The organism is Luteibacter sp. SG786 (assembly GCF_011759605.1).
Lineage (GTDB): Bacteria > Pseudomonadota > Gammaproteobacteria > Xanthomonadales > Rhodanobacteraceae > Luteibacter.
In genome coordinates this window covers 2,604,686-2,625,423 of sequence record NZ_JAAOYX010000001.1, presented here as the reverse complement: position 1 = coordinate 2,625,423, position 20,738 = coordinate 2,604,686, and the positions used below count along the sequence as shown (strand labels likewise).

Here is a 20,738-nt window from a genome sequence, read left to right as displayed (position 1 = left end):
GCACGAATGCCGATCCTGCATCAGTCGACCTGCGTCGACGCAGACTCCTTCGCGAGCGATCCGTGCACGGCGCCCGCAACGCTCTGCCGCGTATCCGATACGATACGCCCGGCTTCCAGCTTCAGCACACGGTCCGCAAGCCCGAAATACCGGTCGTCGTGAGTGATCGCCACAACCGTCTTGCCCCGCGCTTTCAGGTCCGGGAGCAGCGTGCGATAGAAGTAATCGCGGAAATGGGCATCCTGATCGGCGGCCCATTCGTCGAAGAAGAAGATGTCGCGGTCTTCCGCATAACATTGCAGCAGTGCCAGACGCTTGCGTTGTCCCGTCGAGAGGGTGAGCTTCGACAGTTCCCCCTGCTCCACTGTTACCTGGGAACCCAGCCCCAGGGATGCGAGCAGGTTCCGGATGCGTTCGTCGGATACCGGGCGCCCGGCCGCATCGAGCACATGCGGAAAGAGGAAGAAATCGCCGAAGACGCCCGTGAAGCGACGGCGGTGCCGCTGCTTGTCGCCATCCAGAGGCACGCCGTCGATAAGCAGTTCGCCTGTGCGTGGCGTGAGCAGCGAGGCGAGCAGGAGCAACAAGGTGGATTTGCCGCTACCGTTGCCTCCGACGATGAAGAGAAGCTCGCTACGGCGTATGTCGACATCGACCGGCCCCAGCGCGATGCGTCCATCCTCGTCGCCGGCATAGGCGTACGTGGCGCCCCTGAGCGATATGGTATGCCACGCGTCGTCACCCTCCCCCTCATCGTCGCGTCCGGCTACTTCGGCCTCGTCGCCCATATCCAGCCCCACCCGCTGGAGGTGTCTCAGACTGGCAGTGCCCACACCCACCTGCCGGGCAGCGCTGACGATGAACGCCACGGGCCCGCTGAGGAAAAGCGCGCCGATCACGAAGCGCATGATCGTTGCCTGCGGCAACGCCAGCGTCGCATAGCCGACATAGACGATGACGAACACCGATGCGTAGATCACCGCCGACGACCACGCCTCGTTGAAGCCCAGGCCCGTATGCACCTGGATCATGAGGCGGCGCGAGCGACCTATGGCGGGGCGAATGAGCTGGTCGGCGACATGTCGGGCGCGCGCCGCGTTGAGTGCCAGCTCCTTCTTCCCCTCGCTTAAGTAGCGGAAGTATTCGAAGACCTTCTCGTTGGCTTCGCGAAGGGCGTCGAAGCGACGGCGAAGGAACCGCTCCAGCGTCAGCGAGGCCGCCACCGTGGTGCCGAGAAAGAGCACGAGTATGCACAGCAGCGGCAGCGACACACTGGCCAGGTAACTGGCATAGAGCACAACGAGGAGCAGGTTGTACGCCAAGAGGGGCGCGACGAGCACCAGCGGCGCGATGCTTGCCACGTCCTCGATCAGCGAGCCGAAGATCGCATGTTTCTCGTTGGCCAGCTTCTCGTACTCCAGGTCGATGAAGCGCCGCGAGAGAACGAGGCGAAGCTGTGCGACCAGATCGCCGCCCAGGCGGGCAAGGATGAACTGCGACGCGGCACCCGTGCCGAGCACGGCCAGCAACCACCCCGCGCCCACCCACAGGGCCGCTGCGCGGGCGTCGGGCAGGCCGTGTGCCGCGAGTTCGTTGATATGCGACAGCAAGGCCATGGTGCAGGCCGCGCTTGCGGCGGAAAGAACCACGGCCCCCAGCACAAGGGCGCGGTGCTGGACGATGAAGCGCTTGAGGATCATCGATGCACCCTTCCCTCCGAGGAAGCGACGTCGTCACATGGTGCCAGAAACGCATAGCCGTCATGCGGTATCGATTGCACGCTAATTCGGCAAGCGCTGCGAATACTCCTTCCGAACTCATCAGAATGCTTCGGCGTCGTCGTGGACGCGCCCGCCGCGATGCGCTTCTTCAACGTCCGGGCGCACACCTGAAAAACCTAGGAGTACTCGTATGCAGACCGACAAGATCCTGGCGGGATGGCTGAGTGGCGCCGATAGCGTAGGTGGGTATGACAACCCGGCTGGCTCGCTCTACACCGAGGGCCATGCCCAGACGGTGATGGCGATGACCAGCACGGACATCGCACTGGTTTCGAATTGCAGTTCGTGTACGGCTTCCCGGCCGGGCGTCTGCTGCTGACAGGCAGTAGCCGCGATAGCCGTGGCCAACCACCACGGCTATCTCTTTCCCCCTTAAAACCCAAGGGTATCGCCGGGAACGCTCATGGACGCATCCGCCTCGCAGAACGCCTTCGCTCCTGTCATCGCCTTCTTCGCTCGCGATGCGCGCCGGCAACTCGCCGAAGACATCGGCCGTCAACCTGGATTCAACCACGCGGAGCGTCTGCTCGTCGCAGCGGCCGCGGAGCGTGCCTTGCTCGACAACGCGGAGCGAAAGCTCAACCGTGTGCTCCTGCTTGAGTTGCATGCAGCCAAGCTCTCCGGCGACCTGCCCGAGGGGACCGAGGCCACGCGCTTCGCTGCCTTCATCGCGCGAGCCATGACGCCCGAGTTCTCCGCGGCACTCGCTCGCCGATATCCCGTCTTGCACGGCCGCCTCGCCCGCGTGCTGGACCAGCAGCGCCGGGCGATCGCCACCATGCTTTCGCGGCTGGCAACCGATCGCGAAGCCCTGTCCCGCTTCGTCGGAACGGAACTTGGCGAATTACGCGCGCTCGACCTCGGCGAAGGCGACGTGCACGAGGGCGGACAATCAGTGGCACGCCTTACGTTTGCCGGCGGAACGGTGATGTACAAACCGAGGTCGCTGCGCGTCGATGCAGCCCTGGACCATTTTCTCGCTACCGTACTCCCCGGCGATCCTTCGCGGATACGCGTACCCGCTGTGCTCGACCGGGTCGACTACGGCTGGAGCCGCTACGTCGAGCACATCTACTGTGCCGACGACACCCAGCTGTCCATCTTCTATCGCAACATCGGGCACTGGCTGGCGGTGATGCGGCTGCTCGGCGGCACCGACATCCACTACGAAAACCTCATCGCCTCATCCGTCGTGCCTTATGTGGTCGACGTCGAGAGCCTGTTCGTGACGGAGGTTCCACTCCCGCCGTCGCAGAAGGGCGAAGCGGTAGACCTTGCGCAGGCGCTCATTCGCTCCTCGGTGCTGCGCACGGGCCTCGTGCCCTTCCGAGCGCCCGTGCTCGGCCTCGACGGTGTCGATATTTCCGCCATCGGCGCGTTGCAGGGTGAGCAACCGAAGATCCGCGTGCCCGAGATCGTCGATCCCGGCACCACCGATGCGCGTGTGGGTCTGGTCAGCATCGACATCGAAACCGGCAAGAACCATCCATGCCGCCACCCCGATATCTCCCGATTCTGGGAAGACATCGTCGCGGGCTTCCGCACGATGACCGAAACGCTTGTCGAGCGGCACCGAAACGGGGAGCTCGCTCCGTTGCTCGACGCCTTCGTCGGTTGCCGTATACGACGCATCCGGCGGCCTACCCAGGCGTATGTCGAAGTGATGCGCATGCTTTGGCATCCTGCATCGCTACACGACGAAGCGGCCGCCATCGAGCGGGCTCGCGACCTGCTGGCACGGAACGCCGCGGTCTCGCCCATCGCTCCGGCCGATCCTTCGGCCATCGCCGGTGAAATCGACGACATGCGCCATGGCGACGTTCCCGTCTTCGCGAACGTGCTGGACGAGACGCAACGCGACGAGGTGTTTCGTGCGTGGCTGGACATGCGCATCGAACTGGAAGAACTGACCATTCGCGGCGCCCTCGTCACTGCCCACCTCAACGTCCGCCTCAACGACGACAAGCGCTCGCCATACGATCTGTCCGCCCGGCGAGCGCATGCCGGAGACCTGGATCGCCGGCGCCGGTCGATGGCCCGGCAAACGCTCGAACAGCTCCTGCGCCTCTCGGTGCGTGGCAACGACGGCACCATGACATGGATCAGTCCGATCCTCGGCCGCGGCGGCTGGACCATGCGGACACTGCAGGCCAATCTCTACGTGGGCCTGGGCGGTATCGCGCTGGCACTCGCCGCGTACGCGGAAGAAATGCGTCATGGCCGCGTGGACGAGGTGGCCGGGGTCACGGGGGCGCTGCAGGGCGTGCTCCGCATCCTTCGCGTCGCAGAGGACGCCGACGAAGCCGAGGCCATCGGTGGTTTCATCGGATTGGGCTCGCAGGTGCAAACCTGGCTCACGCTGGATCACCTGCGTCCCGGCGAAGGCTTCCTAGCCCACGCCGTCGCGCAAGCGGCCCGTATGGAACAGTGGGACATCGAGAACGAACGCGTGCTCGATATCCTCGAGGGCGTCGGCGGCGCGATCGTTCCCCTCATCAATCTCGCCGATTCCACCGGCGATCCACGCTGGCTGACACTGGCTGCGCGTGCGGGGAGGCATCTCGAGGCCACCGCCATCGTCGACGAGCGTGGCGCGCGCTGGTCCGCTTCCATCTTCAGCGAGCCGATCGGCGGCTTCGCGCACGGCGCGACGGGCAGCGGCTGGGCGCTCACACGCCTCGGGCTCAGCGAGGCCGGCAACGGCAGCGATCGTCACCGCTGGCTCGAGCTTGCCGAGCGGGCATTTGATTTCGAGGAATCGCTGTACGACGCGAAGGCGGGCAACTGGATCGATGTGCGCAAACCGGACAGCGGCGACTTCGCCAATACCTGGTGCCATGGCAGTGTCGGCATCGGCATGGCGGCGTGTGATCTGTACGAGCGCACGAGGCACCCGCGTCATCTGGACACACTGCGCCGCGCGGTGCGCGCCGCCGCCGAGGGAGGTTGGGGACACAGCCATACCCTTTGCCATGGCGACCTCAGCACCTGGGAACTGCTGACCCGGGCAGCACGCATCTCCCCTGCCCTGGTGCCCAGCACCGGACTCCCCCCGGCAGCGATCGTGTTGTCCAGCATCGAGGAACACGGCATCGTCGGCGGGCTGGCACGCGATGCGTTCACGCCGGGCCTGATGAGCGGCGTGTCCGGATCGATCCTGCAGTTGATCCGCATGCACCCCGCATCGCGGGTGCCATCGCCGCTGCTGATGGAGTGTGGCCTGGAAGCGGCGCCGCTCACGGCCGCCGAGGAAGACGGCGTGCTCGCGGGCTGACAGGGGCGCCTCGTGTCCCATGGCGCGAGTCGGTCGCCATCAGGTGTCCGACGCGGGAGGTTGCAACCTTTTCCTGCCCTCCTGCATCCATCCCAGCGACGAGCCCGCCGTCGGCCATCCGGACGCGGTCGGCGTTGCACGCCCCATCGCCCACAGGAATGACACGATGCCGTTTCGCAAGCTCCTCCTCTTGCTGATTTGCTTCGCCCCGATACCTGCCTCCATGGCGGTGGCCCAGAGTGCTCCCGAGTCCGAGCAGGCCCGGATGGACCGCGTCTTTCAAGTGCTCGGAACCCGATTCATTGCGGACGGCCGTGCCGACGGCGTATCGATCGCGGTGGTCAGGAACGGCCAGCCGCATTTCTACAACTTCGGTACGACCACGCGCGGCAAGGACAAACCGCCCACGGAAGACTCGGTGTACGAGATCGGCTCGATCAGCAAGGTGTTCAATGCGTTGATCCTCGCGCACGCCGTACTGGAGGGGAAGATCAACCTCCAGGACGACATTCGTAAGTATCTCCCCGGCGACTATCCGAACCTGGCATGGGAAGGCACGCCGGTGCGCATCGTCGACCTGGTCACGACCACCTCGGCGCTACCCGACAATCTGCCCAATCCGTTTCCCGTCGGTGCCGATCCGGACAAGGCGCCCTTCATCGCGACAGACGCCATGAAACGCATCACACCGAACCAGGTGTACGAAGAACTCAGGAACGCCAGGCTCAGTCGCAAGCCCGGCACCCAGACGCAACACTCCAATCTCGCGCCGGTGCTCATGGGCCGCATTCTGGAGAAGGTCTATGGCGAATCGTACGAAAGTCTGGTGGCTCGCTATATCGAGAAGCCGCTGGGCATGCAGACGGGATTTGGAAAGAGCCGCGAATCCCTGGAGGTCGACGGTTACAACAAGCGCCACGTCGCCATGCCACGCATGTACGAAGATGCATTCCTGATGGCGGGTGGCCTGCGCTACAGCACGCGCGACATGGCGAAGTTCCTGGCCGCGGAGCTGGCGGCAACCGACCCGGCCATTCGCTTGACCCAGAAGCCTGCCTGGGGCGACCCCGGCAAATCCGCGATGGGCCTCAACTGGGTTCTCAGCAGAACGGTCGAGAACAAGCCGCGCCTGCGCATGTCCGGCAGCACCTTCGGTTGCGCCAGTTACATCGAGATGTACCCCGCGCTCGGCTACGGGATCATCCTTCTGGCCAACCGGCCGGGCGAAGCGCAGAACGAGCTGCAGGATCTGGCCAACCAGGCACTGGAAGATATCTGGGGAAGGCCGCCGGCGCTGGTGGCGCTCGAACGCGCGTTGCAGGAGGACCGTTCCGCCAATGCCTCGCGCGTGATCGCAGACGTGAAGCGCAAGTATCCGGAGCTGCATCTTTCGGAGGAGTTCGTCAACACCTGGGCCTACGGCCTGTTGCGCGAAGGCAAGGGCGCCCAGGCGATCGGCCTCTTCCGCTACAACACCGAGCAATGGCCAACCAGCTGGAACGCTTTCGACAGCCTGGCGGAAGGCTACGAGACGCTGGGCGACAAACCGAACGCCATCGCGAACTACCGCAAGTCGCTGGCACTCGATCCTTCCAACGCCCACGGTGCCGAACACCTGAAGAAGCTTCAAGGCGGTCAATAACGCAATCGCCTCGGGTTGATCCTCGTCAATGTCCTCTCCGGGCGCACCCGTTACAAGGGTGCCATCCCCCGGGGAGGAACACACCATGTCCGTCACATCACGTACCGCAACAAAGCGCGTAGGCGAGGCATCCATCGGCTGGCACAACATCGGCAGCCTCGCCGCGCAAGTCAGCTGCGACAGTGCCGCGCTCGCTGCGGCGGCAGCCATCGCCGCTGCAGCGAACGCCAAGGTGAGCGTCATCCAACTGCTGCCGATGCCCGTGGACGCCAGTGCCTGGGCACTCTCCATGGACCCGGCCATTTCCGAGCGTCACGAGCAGATCCGTGGCGAGGCGCAACGGCAGGCCCAGGACATTCGCCATCGCCTGGCCTCGTATGGCGTTGAGGGCGATATCACGACCCTCGAGGCCACCTTCCAGGACCCCGCCAGTCTCGCGGCACTGGCTGCACGCAGGGCCGATCTCGTCGTGACCGCGCGCCCCTCGGGATCGATCGCGGATGCCACCTATACCCACGCGCTCTTCGCGGGTCTCCTGCTCAATTCGGGAAGGCCTGTCCTGGTCGTACCCGAGGGCGCCAAGATCACACTGCCGATCCAGCAGGCCGTGATCGCCTGGACCGACTCACCGGAAGCGACCCGGGCCATGCACGATGCGTTGCCGTTGCTGCTGAATGCCACGACCGTCGATTTCGTGACCATCGATCCGCCGGCCTCGCCGCTCGAGAGCGCAGCCGAGGCAGGTGAAGCTGCCGCACTGCTGCTGCGATCGCACGGCGTCAACGTCACCGTCCACCGGATTCGCGGCGAAGGCCGCGTGCCGAGCCGCCTGCTCCTGGACTATTGCCGGAACGTGAAAGCCGGATTGCTCGTGGCGGGTGGTTACGGTCACCCTAGGTGGCGGGAATGGACGGTGGGAGGCACGACACGCGAGCTCTTCTTCGAAACCACTCTCCCGACGTTCTTCTCCCACTGACACCAAGGGGGCTTTCCATGTCCACTATCTGGATACTCGCTTGCGATGCCGCAAGAGCTCGGCTGTTCGAAGCACCCGACAGGAAAGGTGCATGGACCGAGGTGGCCGGATACGCCAATCCCGAACTGCGGGGACCGCCGATGGCCCTCAACACCGGGCGTACGGTACCGCGATCGCAAGAAAGCGTCGGCGGCGCGAGACACGTCATCGAGCCTCGCGAAAGCAGGAAGGATCACAGTGCCCGGGCATTTGCGAAACACATCGCGGAGCAGTTGGGCGAAGCGCATGCGCACCGACGCTATGCACGGGTCTTTCTCGTCGCGCCACCGCGCTTCCTGGGCATGCTTTGCGAGGAGATCGGGGACCTCGAGCTTGCCGGGGTCGCCGGCACGCTAGGCAAGGATATTGTCGGCCTGCAGGCCGAAACGCTCGAACGCCATGTGCGTGCCGGCTTTCCCGACCACTTCGCCGCTGAACCGAAGCGACCGGCCGCCTGAAGGCCACAGTGCGCCACGGCGCGCGGTCGTGACCTGGATCAGATGGGCGCTGCCCTCCTTGCTAGAACAAAAGTCCCCTCTCAACGGAGAAAAGCCATGAACGATATGCAACTGCGTCAGGAAATCATCGAGGAGCTGGACTTCGAGCCGGGCATCGATTCCCGTGGCATTGCCGTGTCGGTTGCGGGAGGCGTGGTCACCCTCAGCGGGCACGTTCCCAGCTATTCGCAGAAGGTGGATGCGGAAAAGGCGGTCTGGCGCATCAAAGGGGTGAAAGCGCTTGCGCAGGAAATCGAGGTTCGGCTTGCCGAAGACGCGAAGGTCAACGACGACGAGATCGCCACACGCGCCGCCAGGATCCTCGCCTGGAGCAGCGCCGTTCCCACCGATTCGATCCGCGTGAAGGTGTCGCATGGATGGATCACCCTGACCGGAACCGTCGACTGGCACTACCAGCGTTTCGCCGCCGAGGCGGCGGTAAGGCGGTTGACCGGCATCCACGGCGTGATCAACAACGTAGAGATAAAGCAGGCGCTGAAGTCGGAAGACGTACGCGACAAGATCAAGGATGCGCTCCGTCGCCACGTGGACGGTGAAGCCGCGCGGATACAGATCGATGTCGTAAGTCCCGGCGAGGTCACCCTGGAGGGTAACGTGGGCGACTACGAAGAACGCCGCGCGATCGAGCGAGCCGCATGGGCCATTCCAGGGGTAAGGAAGGTTCACGACAATCTGCACATCGAATGGCGTGCCGACTAACGCCGCCAGCGTCGGCGTCGCACGAACGAGAGGCGTCTGGCGACGGTTCGGGGCCGGTCTGGTCACGGGCGCCGCGGACGACGATCCCAGCGGCGTGGCCACCTATTCGCAGGTGGGCACGCAGCTAGGCTACGGCATGCTCTGGACGACCGTGGCCACGGTGCCGTTGATGATCGGCATCCAGACGATCTGTGCCCATATCGCCCGGGTAACGGGAATGGGGTTGACGGCCAATCTGGTGCGAATCCTGCCGCGTGGCCTGGTGGGTGGCCTCGTGGCGTTGCTCGTCGTCAACAATGTGGTGAACCTGGCCGCGGATATCGGAGCCATGGGGGATGCGCTGGCCATGCTCACCGACGGGCATCCCCGCTACCTGGCCCTGCTCTGCGCCGCTGTGTCGCTGCTGCTGGAAATGTTCATTCCGTTCCGGCACTACGCGCCTATCCTCAAACTCCTGACGATGAGCCTTCTCGCCTATGTCCTCACAGCATGCGTCGTGGGGATTCCCTGGCGGGACTTGCTCGCGCACTGGCGTCCGGCAGAGTGGAACCATCAGACGCTGGTCGCGCTCACGGCCGTGTTCGGCACGACCGTAAGCCCCTACCTCTTCTTCTGGCAGGCGGCACAGGAAGTCGAGACCGAGCGGGCCGATCCGGGCGCCCGGTCGCTGCTGTCCGCACCGGAAGACGCGCCGGAAGAATTCCAGCGCATACGTGTCGACACGGACCTGGGCATGATCTATTCGAACGCCGTCGCGTTCTTCATCATGCTGACCGCCGCCGTGGTGCTGCACGGTGCCGGCGTGACGTCGATCGACACCTCGGCCGACGCGGCGCGCGCGCTGGATCCGCTCGGTGGCCACCTCGCATCGACGCTGTTCACGCTGGGCATCGTCGGCACCGGCATGCTCGCCGTTCCCGTGCTGGCAGGCTCCGCTGCCTATGCGCTGTCCGAGTTGCTCGGGCAGGAAGGCAGCCTGGAAAGCACCGTGGACCAGGCCCGCACGTTCTACGCGATCCTGGCGATTGCCACGGCGCTGGGAACGCTGCTGACCTTCCTGCCCATCGCGCCGTTCCGGTTGCTGTTCTGGTCTGCCGTCATCAACGGCGTTGTCGCGGTGCCACTCATGGGGGCGATCATGCTCGCTGCCTCCAGCAGGGCCCTGATGGGCCCGTTCATCCTCAAGGGCGCGCTGCGCGTCGTTGGGTGGATCGCGACCGGGGCGATGGGGCTCGTCGCCCTGGGTCTGTTCCTGTGACCCTCGGGCGACGGACTTGACGACATCCCGTTGTCACGCCCTGGCGGCGAGCAACTCGTCCAGTTGCGCAAACTGCTCGGGTAGCCCTTCCGCCGAACCGGCGATGGCTTCGTCGCGGGCCGCTTCGGTGGGATAGAGCTCGTGCAGCGTGACCTGCGTCTTGCCGGCGCGCTCTTCGAACGTCACGGTGGTTACGGCGCCGTCTTCGCTTTCTTCGTTCGTCCAGACGATGCGCGTGTTCGCGGTGACTTCCTTGTACGTGCCGAAGAACGCCATCGGCTGGTCGAAGGCCGGGTGGCGAAACACGAGTCGGTACGTGCCGCCGGTACGGATATCCATCTCGCACGATACAAGCGTCATGCCCGTGGACTTCGGAACCCACCATTGCTTGAACAGGTCGGGGGTGCTCCAGGCTTCGAAAACGATATGCACAGGGGCGTCGAATGTTCGCGTCACGACGAGTTCGCGCTCGGATCTGCGTTCCACGGAGGTCGGGTTCATGGCGGCCGGATTACCTTCTCTTTCGTTGGGCATCTGTCTTCTCCTTGCGTTTCAAGTGCTCGACGATCTCGTCCAAAGCGTCGAAGCGTGCACTCCAGAGTTGGCGGTGCCGTTCGATCCAGGCGGCCTCCTCTTCCAGGCGGCGCGGCCCGAGCTTGCAGGTTCGGACGCGCCCGACCTTTTCCGTCGTCACCAGTCCAGCCTGCTCCAACACACCGATGTGCTTCTTCATGCCCGTAAGGGTCATCCGGAACCGTTGGGCGAGATCGGACACCGAGGCTTCCGATTCGCCAAGCTGCTCCAGCACGCCCCGACGGGTGACATCGGAAAGCGCGGCAAAGGTTGCGTCCAGCGAGGCTTGATAGTGAACCATTTGGTTCACTGTATGCCCGACATGCGCCGTTTGCAAGCGAGCGCCAAACCTAAAGTAACTGTCACGCCTCGTGAGGGGTGGCGACGCTAAGATGGCCGAATCACTCGGACGGGGACGCGGACATGATGAAACGGGTAAACGGGGTATTACTGGCGGTTCTGGCCGCGAATGTGGCCCACGCCCAGACCAACGCGGGCGAGCAGAAGCCCGAACCCGACCTGCCCTTCACCATCACCAGGGTGGCGAGTTTCGACGTGCCCTGGCGTATCGCGTTCCTGCCCGATGGCCGCATGCTCGTCACCGAGAAGGTCGGCCGCGTCGCCCTCGTGACGCCGGAAGGCGCCAAGACCGATCTCGGGGGCATACCAGCGAGCTATTACGAAGGTCAGAACGGCATGCTGGGCGTGTTCCTGTCGCCTCACTACGCGACCGACCACAACGTGTACCTCACCTATGTCGAGCCGGGCGATTACGGCGGCGCGGTGGCCCTGGGTCGCGGGCGGCTGGTGCTCGACGACAAGCCCCGGCTCGAGGGCTTCCAGGTGCTGTGGCGCCAGGTACCCTCGGGCAAGGGCGGCCAGCCCGGCGGTCAGATCGCCTTTTCGCCGGACGGCAAGTATCTCTTCCTCACACTGGGCGACCGCCAGCGCTTCACGCCAGCGCAGGACCCCAGTCAGCCGGTGGGCAAGATCCTTCGACTGACGCTCGACGGCAAACCGGCGCCCGGCAACCCCTGGGCGGGCAAGGTCGGCGCGAGCACCATTCCGCTGATCGATCCGCCGGCCGACACCGAGAAGGCCAAAACGGCGCCCGTCGTCAGCACCTATACGTTCCAGGGCCCCAACCGCACGCCGGCGGAAACCTGGAGCATCGGCCACCGCACGCCCTACGGCCTCGCCTTCGCACCGGACGGCCGCTTGTGGGAGCTCGAGCATGGCCCGCGCGGTGGCGACGAACTGAACCTGATCCAGCGCGGCAAGAACTATGGCTGGCCGCTGGTCTCCTACGGCATCAACTACAACGGCGTACCGATTCCCAGCCCCGACACGCGTCCCGACCTGGTCAAGCCGGTGATCTATTGGAGCCCGGTGATCGCTCCGGGCAATCTCATGTTCTACAAGGGCAAGCTGTTCCCGGACTGGAATGGCAGCGCGCTGCTAAGCGGCCTTGTGAGCCTGGGCATCGTTCGCGTCACGTTCGACCACAATGGCGGCGCCACGGCGGTTCAGCGGTGGAGCGTCGGCAAGCGCGTCCGCGATATCGAAGAGGCGCCGGACGGTTCGCTCTGGATGCTTGAAGACGGCTCACCCGGCGGCCTGTACCACCTTCTGCCGAAATAATGGGCAAACAGACGCCCTGTCGCTCAATCCTTCGCGCGATAGGCTTCCGGAATGGTGAATACCTCATCGGCCCGGGCGTAGCCTCCGTCTTTCACTTCTTCGATCAGGACCATCGTGTGCGGCCGGGCGGCTTCCGAGAAATATTCGACGAGCATGGCCGTGGTGCGGTGAACGATCTCTTCCTTCTGCGCGCGGGAGAGCGCGGCTTCGGGAACCTTGAAGTTGGCGAACGGCATGGAAGTTTTCCTTGGTTTTCGGGGATGGGAGGGGTGACTCGGCGGCGAGTATGCCCGGCCGTTCCATCGATAAGGGATATGTGATTACATCAATTCCATGGATTTACATGGGCTTGACCTCAACCTGCTGGTGGCCTTCGATGCGTTGATGACGGAGCGCAGCGTCACCAAGGCGGCAAGGCGCATCGGCAGGACGCAACCGGCGATGAGCGCGGCGCTCGCCCGCTTGCGCAGCCTTTTCAACGACGAACTGTTCGTCCGCGGAAAGGAGGGTCTCCAGCCGACCCAGCGGGCCATGGATCTTTCCAAGCCCATCGGACGAGCGCTGCGCGAGATCAGGCAGACACTTCGTATCACGGACGACTTCGATCCGCGGGAGTCGACGCTCACGTTCAACATCGCGATGCAGGAGCATGCCGCCTTCAAGGTCGCGCCGCGCCTGATCGAACGACTTCGCACCGGCAGTCCTTCCATCGCGCTGCACGTCGTTACCTATGGCGCGAGGGACGAAGCGATCACACTGCTCGACAGCGGCGAGGCGGATATCGCGATCGGGGTGCCGCCAAGGAGCGCGCCCGGTCGGATATTCGTGCAGCCCCTGTTCGAAGAACCCTTCGTATGCGTCATGCGGAAAGGCCATCCCGCGGCCGGTCGCCCGCTCGATCTCGACACATACCTATCGCTCGACCACTTGCTGGTCTCGCCCGAGGGCGATCGTTTCGGCCATACCGACACCGTGCTCGCCAGGAGGGGACTGTCGAGGCGACTGAGCGTCACCGTCACGCAGATGTATCCGGCACCGGCGCTGATCGCAACGTCGGACCTCGTCGGGACGTTGATGCTCGGCGTAGTCGACGACGACCGGTGGAAACATCATCTGAAGATCCGCCAGCCGCCGATCGACCTGGCGCCCTGCCCCTACGTGATGATCTGGCACCGGCGGAACGACAAGCATCCGGCACAGCGCTGGCTGCGCGCGTGCATCGAATCGGTGGTTCAGGCCGAGGCGTGGAGAACACCGGCGGCATGACCCTGGCCGCGCCGGGCGTGCTCGTCGCACAGCTGCTCGACAAGCGCCCGATGGTCCGGCAAGTCGTCGAGCGCGCGAAGGGCGGCCTGCTGGATCATGGCGAACTCATGGCGCGCAGCGTCCACGTGCGGGTAAGCGCTGCGCATGGGTTCGAGATCGGTCTTGAACTCCATACCGTACAACACGTATTGCCAGCTGGAGGTCATGAACATCTCCAGATCGCTGACGAAATCCAGCCGGTGCGGCGGGCGATGCTTCCACTTCTCGAGCTTGTCCTGAAGGGTTGCCGGGATGCTCGCAGGGTCGGTGTTGTCGATCCAGAAACGCGAGTCGCGGCGCTGGCTCAGGCAATAGTGCATCTTGATGAAGTCGATGATGCGATCGTAACGGGCCACCATCATCTCGTTGAAGTGACGCGCGGCGCCTTCCATCTCGTCGGTGTCGGCGGGTAGAAGGTGCGTGAGCAGATAGGTTGCCAGTTCCACCAGGGCGATGCCGGTGGATTCCAGCGGCTCCACGAAGCCGCCTGCGAGGCCTACTGCCACGCAGTTCTTGCGCCAGTGCTCCGGACGGTACCCCGTTTCGAACTTGATGTGCATGGCCTTCAGGGCATCGCCCGCGGGGCCCACGTAGCAGCGGAAAACCTCCTCGGCGCGTTCGTCGTCGGTGTGCCGCGACGAATACACGTATCCCACGCCACGCCGCTTCTGCAGGCCGATGTCCCAGATCCACCCGGCCTCCTGGGCCGTGGAAATCGTGTACGAGGCAATCGGGGCGTCGGGGGTGTCATAGGGTACCTGCATCGCCACCGCGCGGTCGGCGAACAGCACATCCGCGCGGCTGCGGAACGGCGACTGCATGGCGTTGCCGATGAGGGCGCCGCGCAGGCCGGTGCAGTCCACGTAGAGATCGGCGGTGAGTGCGCCCTCCTCCTTCGTCACCACCCGCGCGATGGCGCCATGCTCGTCCAGTTCCGTGCGCTCCACGGTCGCCGCATGGCGCACCACACCGAGCGCCTGCTGGCCATGTTCCGCCAACACGCGTGCGAAACAGGCGGCATCGAAGTGGAACGCGTGGTTCATCGGCCCCTGGTAGTCCGCATCCCTTGCCCGTTTGGGCGCGCGCGAGTGATCGACCAGGGTGGTCTGCATCGACACAGCGTCGGCGAACGGCATGCCCGCGGGAGCGGCGCCCAGCAACCAGTACGGCAACAGCTCCGGCCCACCGGGACGTTGGCTGGGCACGTTGAACGGATGGAAGAAATGGTCCGGCCCGGGTGCGCCGGGTGGGCGTACCCAGTGGCGATAGTGGATGCCCTGCTTGTACGTTGCCGTGGCGCCGACGAGGAAACGGCGCTCGTCGAGACCAATGGCCGACAGCGTGCCGCGAATGGAGGGGAACGTGGCCTCCCCGACACCAAGCAGGCCGATGTCGGGCGATTCCACCAGATGCACCTGCACGCTCCGCGGGTCGACCGCGTTGACCGCCTTGGCCAGATAGCACGCTGCCAGCCATCCGGCGGTGCCGCCGCCCACGATCAATACTTTCTTCAGACGCGCCATGGAGTGTCCCCGCCGCTGCCGAACGATGATCAAAAAGAATTGCCGGGCCGCCCCACGCGGGCCCGGCAAGCGCCATTCATTGGGAGAGATGGCGACGCCCTTCCGGGGCGCCGCCGGGAGAACGGCAAACCTCAGGCGGCAGGTGCATCATGGGAGCCGCCGTGCATCAAGGTCAGAACCAGACGCCCAGCTGTACGCCGTACGTACGCGGCGCGAGGTACTGCGACACGTACTGCAGCGACCCGTCGGACATGAGGAAGCGACCGGCGCTGGTGCGGATCTTTCCGTCGGACACGTTCTGCACGTAAGCGTTCACCCACCACTTGTCGCCCGGCTCGCTGTAGCGCAACGACACGTCGCCGCGCGTGTACGACTTCTGCCGGTCGCCGGAGCCCAGGTTGAAGTAGCTGAGCCACTGGGAGCTCTGGTACTGCGCACTGATGCGTGGCGTGAGGCGGCCGCCATTGGCAAGGTGGAAGGTGTGCTCGTAGATGCCGGTGAGCGACACATTCGGCGCATGCGGCAGGTCGTTCCCGGTCACGTCCGCGCAATTGGCGAGGTTGGACTCCGGCGGGCACGCCGGCAGGCCCTGGTAATCGTTCGAACCGGCATACACCAGCCGCCCCAGTTCCTTCTTCGGAATGGCGGAGAAGATCAGGTTGAAGCGATCGTCGGTGGCCTGATACGCCAGCTCCGATTCGATACCGAGCACCTTGGTGCTGCCACCCACATTGGAGAAGCCCAGGCCATGGTTGCCGTCGGGATACACGATGGGTGCCGAGAGCTGGAAGTTCTTGAAGTCTTCGTAGTAGACGGCCGAGTTCCACGTCATGTGGCCGTCGAGGAAGGTGAACTTGCTGCCGACTTCGTAGTTGGTCAGCGTCTCGGGCTTGTACAGCGTGCCCGCGTCCTGCGTGCCGCCCGACTTGTAGCCGGTGGACACGCTGGCATAGAGCAAGCCGTTCTCGCTCACGTCGGTATCCAGGCGCAGCAACCAGGTGGGCTTGCTCTTGCTGTAGCGGGCGGTGTTCCGCTGCGAGATGGAGAAGCCGTTCGACGGGTTGGGATAGACATCCGGAGAAATGGGTACCTGGGGAACGGTCGGGTCGTACGCCCAACCCCAGTTGATGCCGCCCTTGTTCTCCTTGGTGTCGTGCGACCAGCGCGCGCCGCCCGTCAAACGCCAGTGGTCGCTCAAGTGCCACGTGGCCTGACCGAACACCGCATACGACTCCACGGTTTCCTTCGGCTGGATGAAGGACCCCTGCCAACTCACGGTACCGTAGCGCGTGCCGTTCATGATGGGGATGTCGAAGCGGATGTCGTTGTCTTCGTAGCCGTAGTACGCACCGAGGATCCAGTCCACGGTCTGCGCGCCCACGGACTTGAGGTTGATTTCCTGGCTCCAGTTCTTGTAGTTCGAATCGTTGGTGCGATCGTCCTGGTAGACGCCGTTGGTGGTGAAGCTGGTCGGTACGCTGACGCCCACGTCCTGGTCGAAGTCGCTCTTGCCGGAATATTTGTTGTAGCCGGCGATATAACTCAGCTGCACACCGTCGTTGATCGTCCAGTCCATGCGGCTGCGCACCGTGTTCGACGTACGGTGCAGGTACGGCGCGGTATCGATCAGCGCGGACCAGAAATCCTGGCCCTGGCGCGGGGTCTGCATCAGGCTGAGGCTGGGCGTGCCGCGATCGACGAAGTACTCGTACGAAAGGTTCCACTTGAAGGCGTCGCTCGGCTGCCACAGCGTGCTGATGCGCGCGGCGGACTGATCCTGGGCGTTGTACTTGTCGCCGTTCTGCACGTACCAGCTGGGATCGATCGGCCTGAAGTTGGCCGGGTTGCCGCCGGAGGCGAGGTAGGCCTGTTGCTGCTGGGCCACACTGGGCAATTGGCCCGATGGCCTCTGATAATCGACATAGCCGTCGTGCTGCTGGTGCACCGCTGCCACGCGCATGGCGAAGGTATCGCTGATGGGCAGATTGAACGCCGCCCTCGCGCCTGTCTGGTTGTAATTGCCCGCTTCCACCTGCGCGTTGCCGTAGAAGCCCGCGCCGATGTCCGGCTTGGCGGTCTGGAAGCTGATGGCGCCCGCGGTGGAATTGCGGCCCCAGAGCGTGCCCTGCGGGCCACGCAGCGTTTCCACGCCTTCCATGTCGAGCAGCAGGCCGGAGGCAGCCTCGGCGCGCGGCGCATAAACGCCGTCGACGAAGGTGGCGACTTCCGGGTCGGCGTATTCAGTCTTGGCGCTGTCATTGCCGATGCCGCGGAGAGTCAGCGTCACCACGCCATGATCGCCCTGCGAGGTGCCTTGCAGGCCGGGAACCAGCTTGGTGAGGTCCTGCACCGTCATCACGCGCTCCCTGTCGAGCGTGTCGACCGTGATCGCGGTAACAGCCACCGGCGTCTTCTGCAGAGGCGTTTCGCGCTTGGTCGCGGTGACCGAGACGGCGTCCAGGTTCTGCACCTTCCGTTCGGCAGTCGCCGGGTTCTTCGACGCGGCGTCCTGCCCTGTGGTTTCCTGATCCGCGGCAAGCAGCGTGCCCGGAGCGATCACGAGCGATATGGCGACGTACAACAAGTTGCGATGCAGACTCATCTGGCTCTCCCCATCCATCGATTGACTATGTGTTGTCCGCCGCGTGCATCGGTCGTGACAAAGATTTCCCCTATTCCCCGAACGGCACGTCATCGATCCTTGAATGACAGCGCTGTCATTACTGGATCATAGAACTCCGGGGCGACGAATGCTTGCCGCATGGCAGCACGGCGGCATCGTCGATACACACCCTTCAAATACAGGTTTCCTCGACTACGCCGCACCTGTCTGCCGGGCATTTTGCTGCGCAGCAAACAGGCGAGACGCGTAGTGCTTCACATCTGTGCGGTTACGGCTGACCCGTTTTCGGAGGACACGCCAGCTTGCGGTCAGCGACCGTGCCCAGCGATACGTCCGTGATGGCGATCGCTGCTCCCGCGCGGCTCGACCATTCGAACGGCCGGTCGACCTTGCTCATGTCCGCACCCGCGGCGCGGAAGCACTTCAACGGAATGCCGACACGCAGCCACTGGCCCTTCGGCAACGAGGAAAGCTGCTGTCCGATGGACACCTGACCTTCGCAGCCTGCGCCACACCCGATGCCGATGGTCGACGTATCGCCGGCCGAGATCGCGTCCACTCTCAGGGTGGTCACGAGCATCACGTCGCCATTGGTTTCGCGGTCCACGTCCATGGGCGCCGTAGCCACCAGTTCGATGCGTGCGGCTCCCGAATCCTTGCCGCTCCAGCTGAGGCTTCGTGCATCTTCCTGTGCCTTGTAGTCGAGCGCACCGATCCGCAGGCTACCGTCCGCCGTAGCGGCAGGCACGGCAGCGACATTCACGCTTTCGCCGTTGGCGCCGATCAGGCGCACCGCGACATCGCGCGCGGACTTGCCACGGGTGAAGTAAACGCCGGATTGCTGGTTGCTAAGCACAAGCCCCGGATCTTCCGGCAATGCAGGCGTATCCGTGCGGTCCGCGTACGTCAGGCCGAAGCCGAACGGAAACTGCGGCTTCTCGCCCCGGGCAGCCGCCGCCACTGGAATCTGCGCCGCGCTGCGTGGCCACGCGTAAGCCAATTTCCCGTGAAAATCATGCGCCACCCGGCCTTCCGGAGTGCGCAGGAGCACATCGGCGATGCCTTCGCCCTCGCTTCCCGGCAACCACGCCACGACGAACGCGTCGGACGCATTGATCTCGCGATTGAGCCACAGCGGGCGACCGGTCAGGAACACCGCCACCACAGGAATGCCCTGCCCGCGCAGCTTGCGAAGCAGGTCCAGATCGTGATCGTTCCCCGGACGGTAGGCCAGGTTCGGAAGGTCGCCCTGGAACTCCGCGTAAGGGTCTTCGCCGAACACGACGATGGCAACGTCGGGCTTCTGCTTGTAGTCGCCCTCCGGTGACAGCTCCGCGGTGCCTCCGGCTGCCTTCACCTGCACCTGGATGCCACCCCAGATGGACGTGGCGCCCGGGAAATTCGCGTTGGTAAGGCCCGTGCCCTGCCAGCTCAGCGTCCATCCCCCGTTCTGCTTGGAGATATTGTCGGCACCGTCGCCGGCGACGAGCAGATGCTTGCGCGGATCGATCGGCAGCACGGCGCGGTTGTTCTTCAGGAGTACCAGCGACTCGCGAACGGCGCGGCGGGCGAGCGCGCGATGCGCAGGACTGCCGACCACTTCGGCGGAGCGCACCGCCAGCGCATTGGACGACGGCAAACCGGCCTCGAACATGCCCAGGCGCATCTTCACCCGCAGGATGCGCGTCACCGCATCGTCGACCCGGCTCATCGGAATCACGCCGGCTTTTACTTCCGCGAGCGTGTTGGTGTACAGCCCCTTCCAGGAATCGGGTGCTTCCAACATGTCCAGCCCCGCGTTGTATGCCACGGGACAATCCTCGTTCGTGCAGCCGGGCACCTGGCCATGCGCGTTCCAGTCGCCAAGAACGATGCCGTCGAAGCCCATGCGTTCTTTCAGCACACCGGTGACGAGAGAACGGTTGCCCGCCATCTTCACCCCGTTCCAGCTGGAGAACGAGACCATCACCACCTGCACGCCTGCCTCGATCGCGGGGACGTAGCCCGCGCCATGGATGTCGCGCAAGGCGGCCTCGCCGATACGGGCATCGCCCTGGTCCTTGCCGTTTTCCGTGCCGCCGTCGCCGAGGAAATGCTTGGCGGTCGCGATCACATGACTGGCATCCAGGAATTCCGCGGTGCGCGCATTGCCCTGCAATCCGCTCACCACGGCGGCGGCGTAGCGGGCCACCAAAGACGGATCCTGCGAGTAACCTTCGTACGCGCGGCCCCAACGCCCGTTCTGCGGCACGGTGAGCGTGGGCGCGAACGTCCAGCCGATGCCGCTGGCACGAAGTTCCTGCGCGGTCGCAACGCCTATGTCATGGATCAGCTGCGGATCGCGCGCAGCACCCAGCGCGGAGTTCTGCGGGAACAGCGTGCCGCCGACCAGATTGTTGTGGCCATGCACGGCGTCGATACCGAACAACACCGGGATCGCCTTGCCGCCGCGGGAGGTGTCCATGGACGCGCGGTAGAACTCGTCCGCCAACGCCTGCCACTGCGAGGCCACCGGGAACGGATGCCCGGGCGGTTTCGAATTGCCTCCCGCGAGAACGGACCCGAGCCGGTACTGACGCACGTCGTCGGGCGTGACGTATTGGATGTCGGCCTGGATCATCTGGCCGACCTTTTCTTCCACCGACATCTGCGCGAGCAATGCGCGCACCCGTGCTTCGAGCTGGGGGTCGGCCGGCAGCGGCGACTTCGCGGAGGGCCATGTTTCCGGGTGCGCGACGGCAGCATCGGCTGCCTGGACGGACGAGGTCATCGGCAAGGCACCGGCAAGGGTCAGGGCCACGGAAAGGCTTCGCAAGAACACGCTGGATCGCTGCGGCAACGGCACTGAACCCTCCTGGCTGCACGCCGGCGGCGCGCTTCACGGGG

General features: G+C 64.7%; 16 protein-coding genes. 9 read left to right on the top strand and 7 right to left on the bottom strand.

Annotation, left to right across the window (positions count from 1 at the left end; all coding sequences use genetic code 11):
* Window positions 1–20: 20 nt before the first annotated feature.
* On the bottom strand, window positions 21–1,700 hold the full coding sequence (locus tag FHS47_RS11840) for a cyclic peptide export ABC transporter (RefSeq protein ID WP_167027435.1): 1,680 nt from the start codon (window positions 1,698–1,700) through the stop codon (window positions 21–23).
* A gap of 211 nt (window positions 1,701–1,911) precedes the next feature.
* Between FHS47_RS11840 and FHS47_RS11835 the strand changes: the two genes are divergently transcribed.
* From FHS47_RS11835 to FHS47_RS11805, 7 genes are all read left to right on the top strand, one after another.
* Complete coding sequence (locus FHS47_RS11835) at window positions 1,912–2,100, top strand: DUF6229 family protein (RefSeq protein ID WP_167027432.1); 189 nt, start codon at window positions 1,912–1,914, stop codon at window positions 2,098–2,100.
* Between the two features lie 84 nt (window positions 2,101–2,184).
* Window positions 2,185–5,055, top strand: a complete 2,871-nt coding sequence (locus tag FHS47_RS11830; protein ID WP_167027429.1) for a type 2 lanthipeptide synthetase LanM family protein — start codon at window positions 2,185–2,187, stop codon at window positions 5,053–5,055.
* A gap of 166 nt (window positions 5,056–5,221) precedes the next feature.
* The gene (locus FHS47_RS11825) at window positions 5,222–6,697 is read left to right on the top strand and encodes a serine hydrolase (protein WP_167027426.1); all 1,476 of its coding nucleotides are present in this window, start codon (window positions 5,222–5,224) and stop codon (window positions 6,695–6,697) included.
* Window positions 6,698–6,782: 85 nt separating this feature from the next.
* A complete protein-coding gene (locus FHS47_RS11820; protein ID WP_167027423.1) occupies window positions 6,783–7,673 on the top strand; it encodes a universal stress protein in 891 nt (296 codons plus the stop codon).
* 17 nt (window positions 7,674–7,690) lie between these two features.
* Complete coding sequence (locus FHS47_RS11815) at window positions 7,691–8,170, top strand: host attachment protein (RefSeq protein WP_167027420.1); 480 nt, start codon at window positions 7,691–7,693, stop codon at window positions 8,168–8,170.
* A 96-nt stretch (window positions 8,171–8,266) separates the two neighbouring features.
* Window positions 8,267–8,929 carry a BON domain-containing protein gene (locus tag FHS47_RS11810; RefSeq protein WP_167027417.1) on the top strand — a complete coding sequence of 221 codons (663 nt, stop codon included), beginning with the start codon at window positions 8,267–8,269 and terminating at the stop codon, window positions 8,927–8,929.
* The gene (locus FHS47_RS11805; RefSeq protein WP_167027414.1) at window positions 8,919–10,187 is read left to right on the top strand and encodes a divalent metal cation transporter; all 1,269 of its coding nucleotides are present in this window, start codon (window positions 8,919–8,921) and stop codon (window positions 10,185–10,187) included. Before FHS47_RS11810 ends, FHS47_RS11805 begins: the two co-directional genes overlap by 11 nt.
* A 33-nt stretch (window positions 10,188–10,220) precedes the next feature.
* Here FHS47_RS11805 and FHS47_RS11800 read toward each other — a convergent pair whose 3' ends face one another.
* Window positions 10,221–10,721: an SRPBCC family protein gene (locus FHS47_RS11800; protein WP_208381922.1), complete on the bottom strand. Its 501-nt coding sequence runs from the start codon at window positions 10,719–10,721 to the stop codon at window positions 10,221–10,223.
* Window positions 10,699–11,061: a metalloregulator ArsR/SmtB family transcription factor gene (locus tag FHS47_RS11795; protein WP_167027411.1), complete on the bottom strand. Its 363-nt coding sequence runs from the start codon at window positions 11,059–11,061 to the stop codon at window positions 10,699–10,701. Before FHS47_RS11795 ends, FHS47_RS11800 begins: the two co-directional genes overlap by 23 nt.
* A gap of 122 nt (window positions 11,062–11,183) precedes the next feature.
* On the opposite strand from FHS47_RS11795, the gene FHS47_RS11790 reads away from it, so the two are divergent.
* Entirely contained in the window at window positions 11,184–12,401 is a 1,218-nt protein-coding gene (locus FHS47_RS11790; RefSeq protein ID WP_167027408.1) for a PQQ-dependent sugar dehydrogenase, read from the top strand.
* Between the two features lie 23 nt (window positions 12,402–12,424).
* Here FHS47_RS11790 and FHS47_RS11785 read toward each other — a convergent pair whose 3' ends face one another.
* Window positions 12,425–12,637: a 4-oxalocrotonate tautomerase family protein gene (locus tag FHS47_RS11785; protein ID WP_167027405.1), complete on the bottom strand. Its 213-nt coding sequence runs from the start codon at window positions 12,635–12,637 to the stop codon at window positions 12,425–12,427.
* 97 nt (window positions 12,638–12,734) lie between these two features.
* Between FHS47_RS11785 and FHS47_RS11780 the strand changes: the two genes are divergently transcribed.
* On the top strand, window positions 12,735–13,667 hold the full coding sequence (locus FHS47_RS11780) for a LysR family transcriptional regulator (protein ID WP_167027402.1): 933 nt from the start codon (window positions 12,735–12,737) through the stop codon (window positions 13,665–13,667).
* Here FHS47_RS11780 and FHS47_RS11775 read toward each other — a convergent pair.
* The 3 genes from FHS47_RS11775 to FHS47_RS11765 all read right to left on the bottom strand — a co-directional run bounded on the left by FHS47_RS11775 (window position 13,634) and on the right by FHS47_RS11765 (window position 20,652).
* Window positions 13,634–15,229: a tryptophan halogenase family protein gene (locus tag FHS47_RS11775; protein WP_167027399.1), complete on the bottom strand. Its 1,596-nt coding sequence runs from the start codon at window positions 15,227–15,229 to the stop codon at window positions 13,634–13,636. The two genes, FHS47_RS11780 and FHS47_RS11775, sit on opposite strands and share 34 nt — an antisense overlap.
* 172 nt (window positions 15,230–15,401) lie before the next feature.
* Window positions 15,402–17,831, bottom strand: a complete 2,430-nt coding sequence (locus tag FHS47_RS11770; RefSeq protein WP_167027396.1) for a TonB-dependent receptor — start codon at window positions 17,829–17,831, stop codon at window positions 15,402–15,404.
* 289 nt (window positions 17,832–18,120) lie between these two features.
* Window positions 18,121–20,652, bottom strand: a complete 2,532-nt coding sequence (locus FHS47_RS11765) for a glycoside hydrolase family 3 protein (RefSeq protein WP_208381921.1) — start codon at window positions 20,650–20,652, stop codon at window positions 18,121–18,123.
* Window positions 20,653–20,738: the final 86 nt, after the last annotated feature.

Bases quoted from the DNA above. Each gene is read 5' to 3' on its own strand.
- FHS47_RS11800 (WP_208381922.1), bottom strand. From the start codon at position 10,721: ATGCCCAACGAAAGAGAAGGTAATCCGGCCGCCATGAACCCGACCTCC.
- FHS47_RS11825 (WP_167027426.1), top strand. From the start codon at position 5,222: ATGCCGTTTCGCAAGCTCCTCCTCTTGCTGATTTGCTTCGCCCCGATA.
- FHS47_RS11815 (WP_167027420.1), top strand. From the start codon at position 7,691: ATGTCCACTATCTGGATACTCGCTTGCGATGCCGCAAGAGCTCGGCTG.
- FHS47_RS11810 (WP_167027417.1), top strand. From the start codon at position 8,267: ATGAACGATATGCAACTGCGTCAGGAAATCATCGAGGAGCTGGACTTC.
- FHS47_RS11790 (WP_167027408.1), top strand. From the start codon at position 11,184: ATGATGAAACGGGTAAACGGGGTATTACTGGCGGTTCTGGCCGCGAAT.
- FHS47_RS11830 (WP_167027429.1), top strand. From the start codon at position 2,185: ATGGACGCATCCGCCTCGCAGAACGCCTTCGCTCCTGTCATCGCCTTC.
- FHS47_RS11840 (WP_167027435.1), bottom strand. From the start codon at position 1,700: ATGATCCTCAAGCGCTTCATCGTCCAGCACCGCGCCCTTGTGCTGGGG.
- FHS47_RS11835 (WP_167027432.1), top strand. From the start codon at position 1,912: ATGCAGACCGACAAGATCCTGGCGGGATGGCTGAGTGGCGCCGATAGC.
- FHS47_RS11795 (WP_167027411.1), bottom strand. From the start codon at position 11,061: ATGGTTCACTATCAAGCCTCGCTGGACGCAACCTTTGCCGCGCTTTCC.
- FHS47_RS11770 (WP_167027396.1), bottom strand. From the start codon at position 17,831: ATGAGTCTGCATCGCAACTTGTTGTACGTCGCCATATCGCTCGTGATC.
- FHS47_RS11775 (WP_167027399.1), bottom strand. From the start codon at position 15,229: ATGGCGCGTCTGAAGAAAGTATTGATCGTGGGCGGCGGCACCGCCGGA.
- FHS47_RS11785 (WP_167027405.1), bottom strand. From the start codon at position 12,637: ATGCCGTTCGCCAACTTCAAGGTTCCCGAAGCCGCGCTCTCCCGCGCG.
- FHS47_RS11780 (WP_167027402.1), top strand. From the start codon at position 12,735: ATGGATTTACATGGGCTTGACCTCAACCTGCTGGTGGCCTTCGATGCG.
- FHS47_RS11820 (WP_167027423.1), top strand. From the start codon at position 6,783: ATGTCCGTCACATCACGTACCGCAACAAAGCGCGTAGGCGAGGCATCC.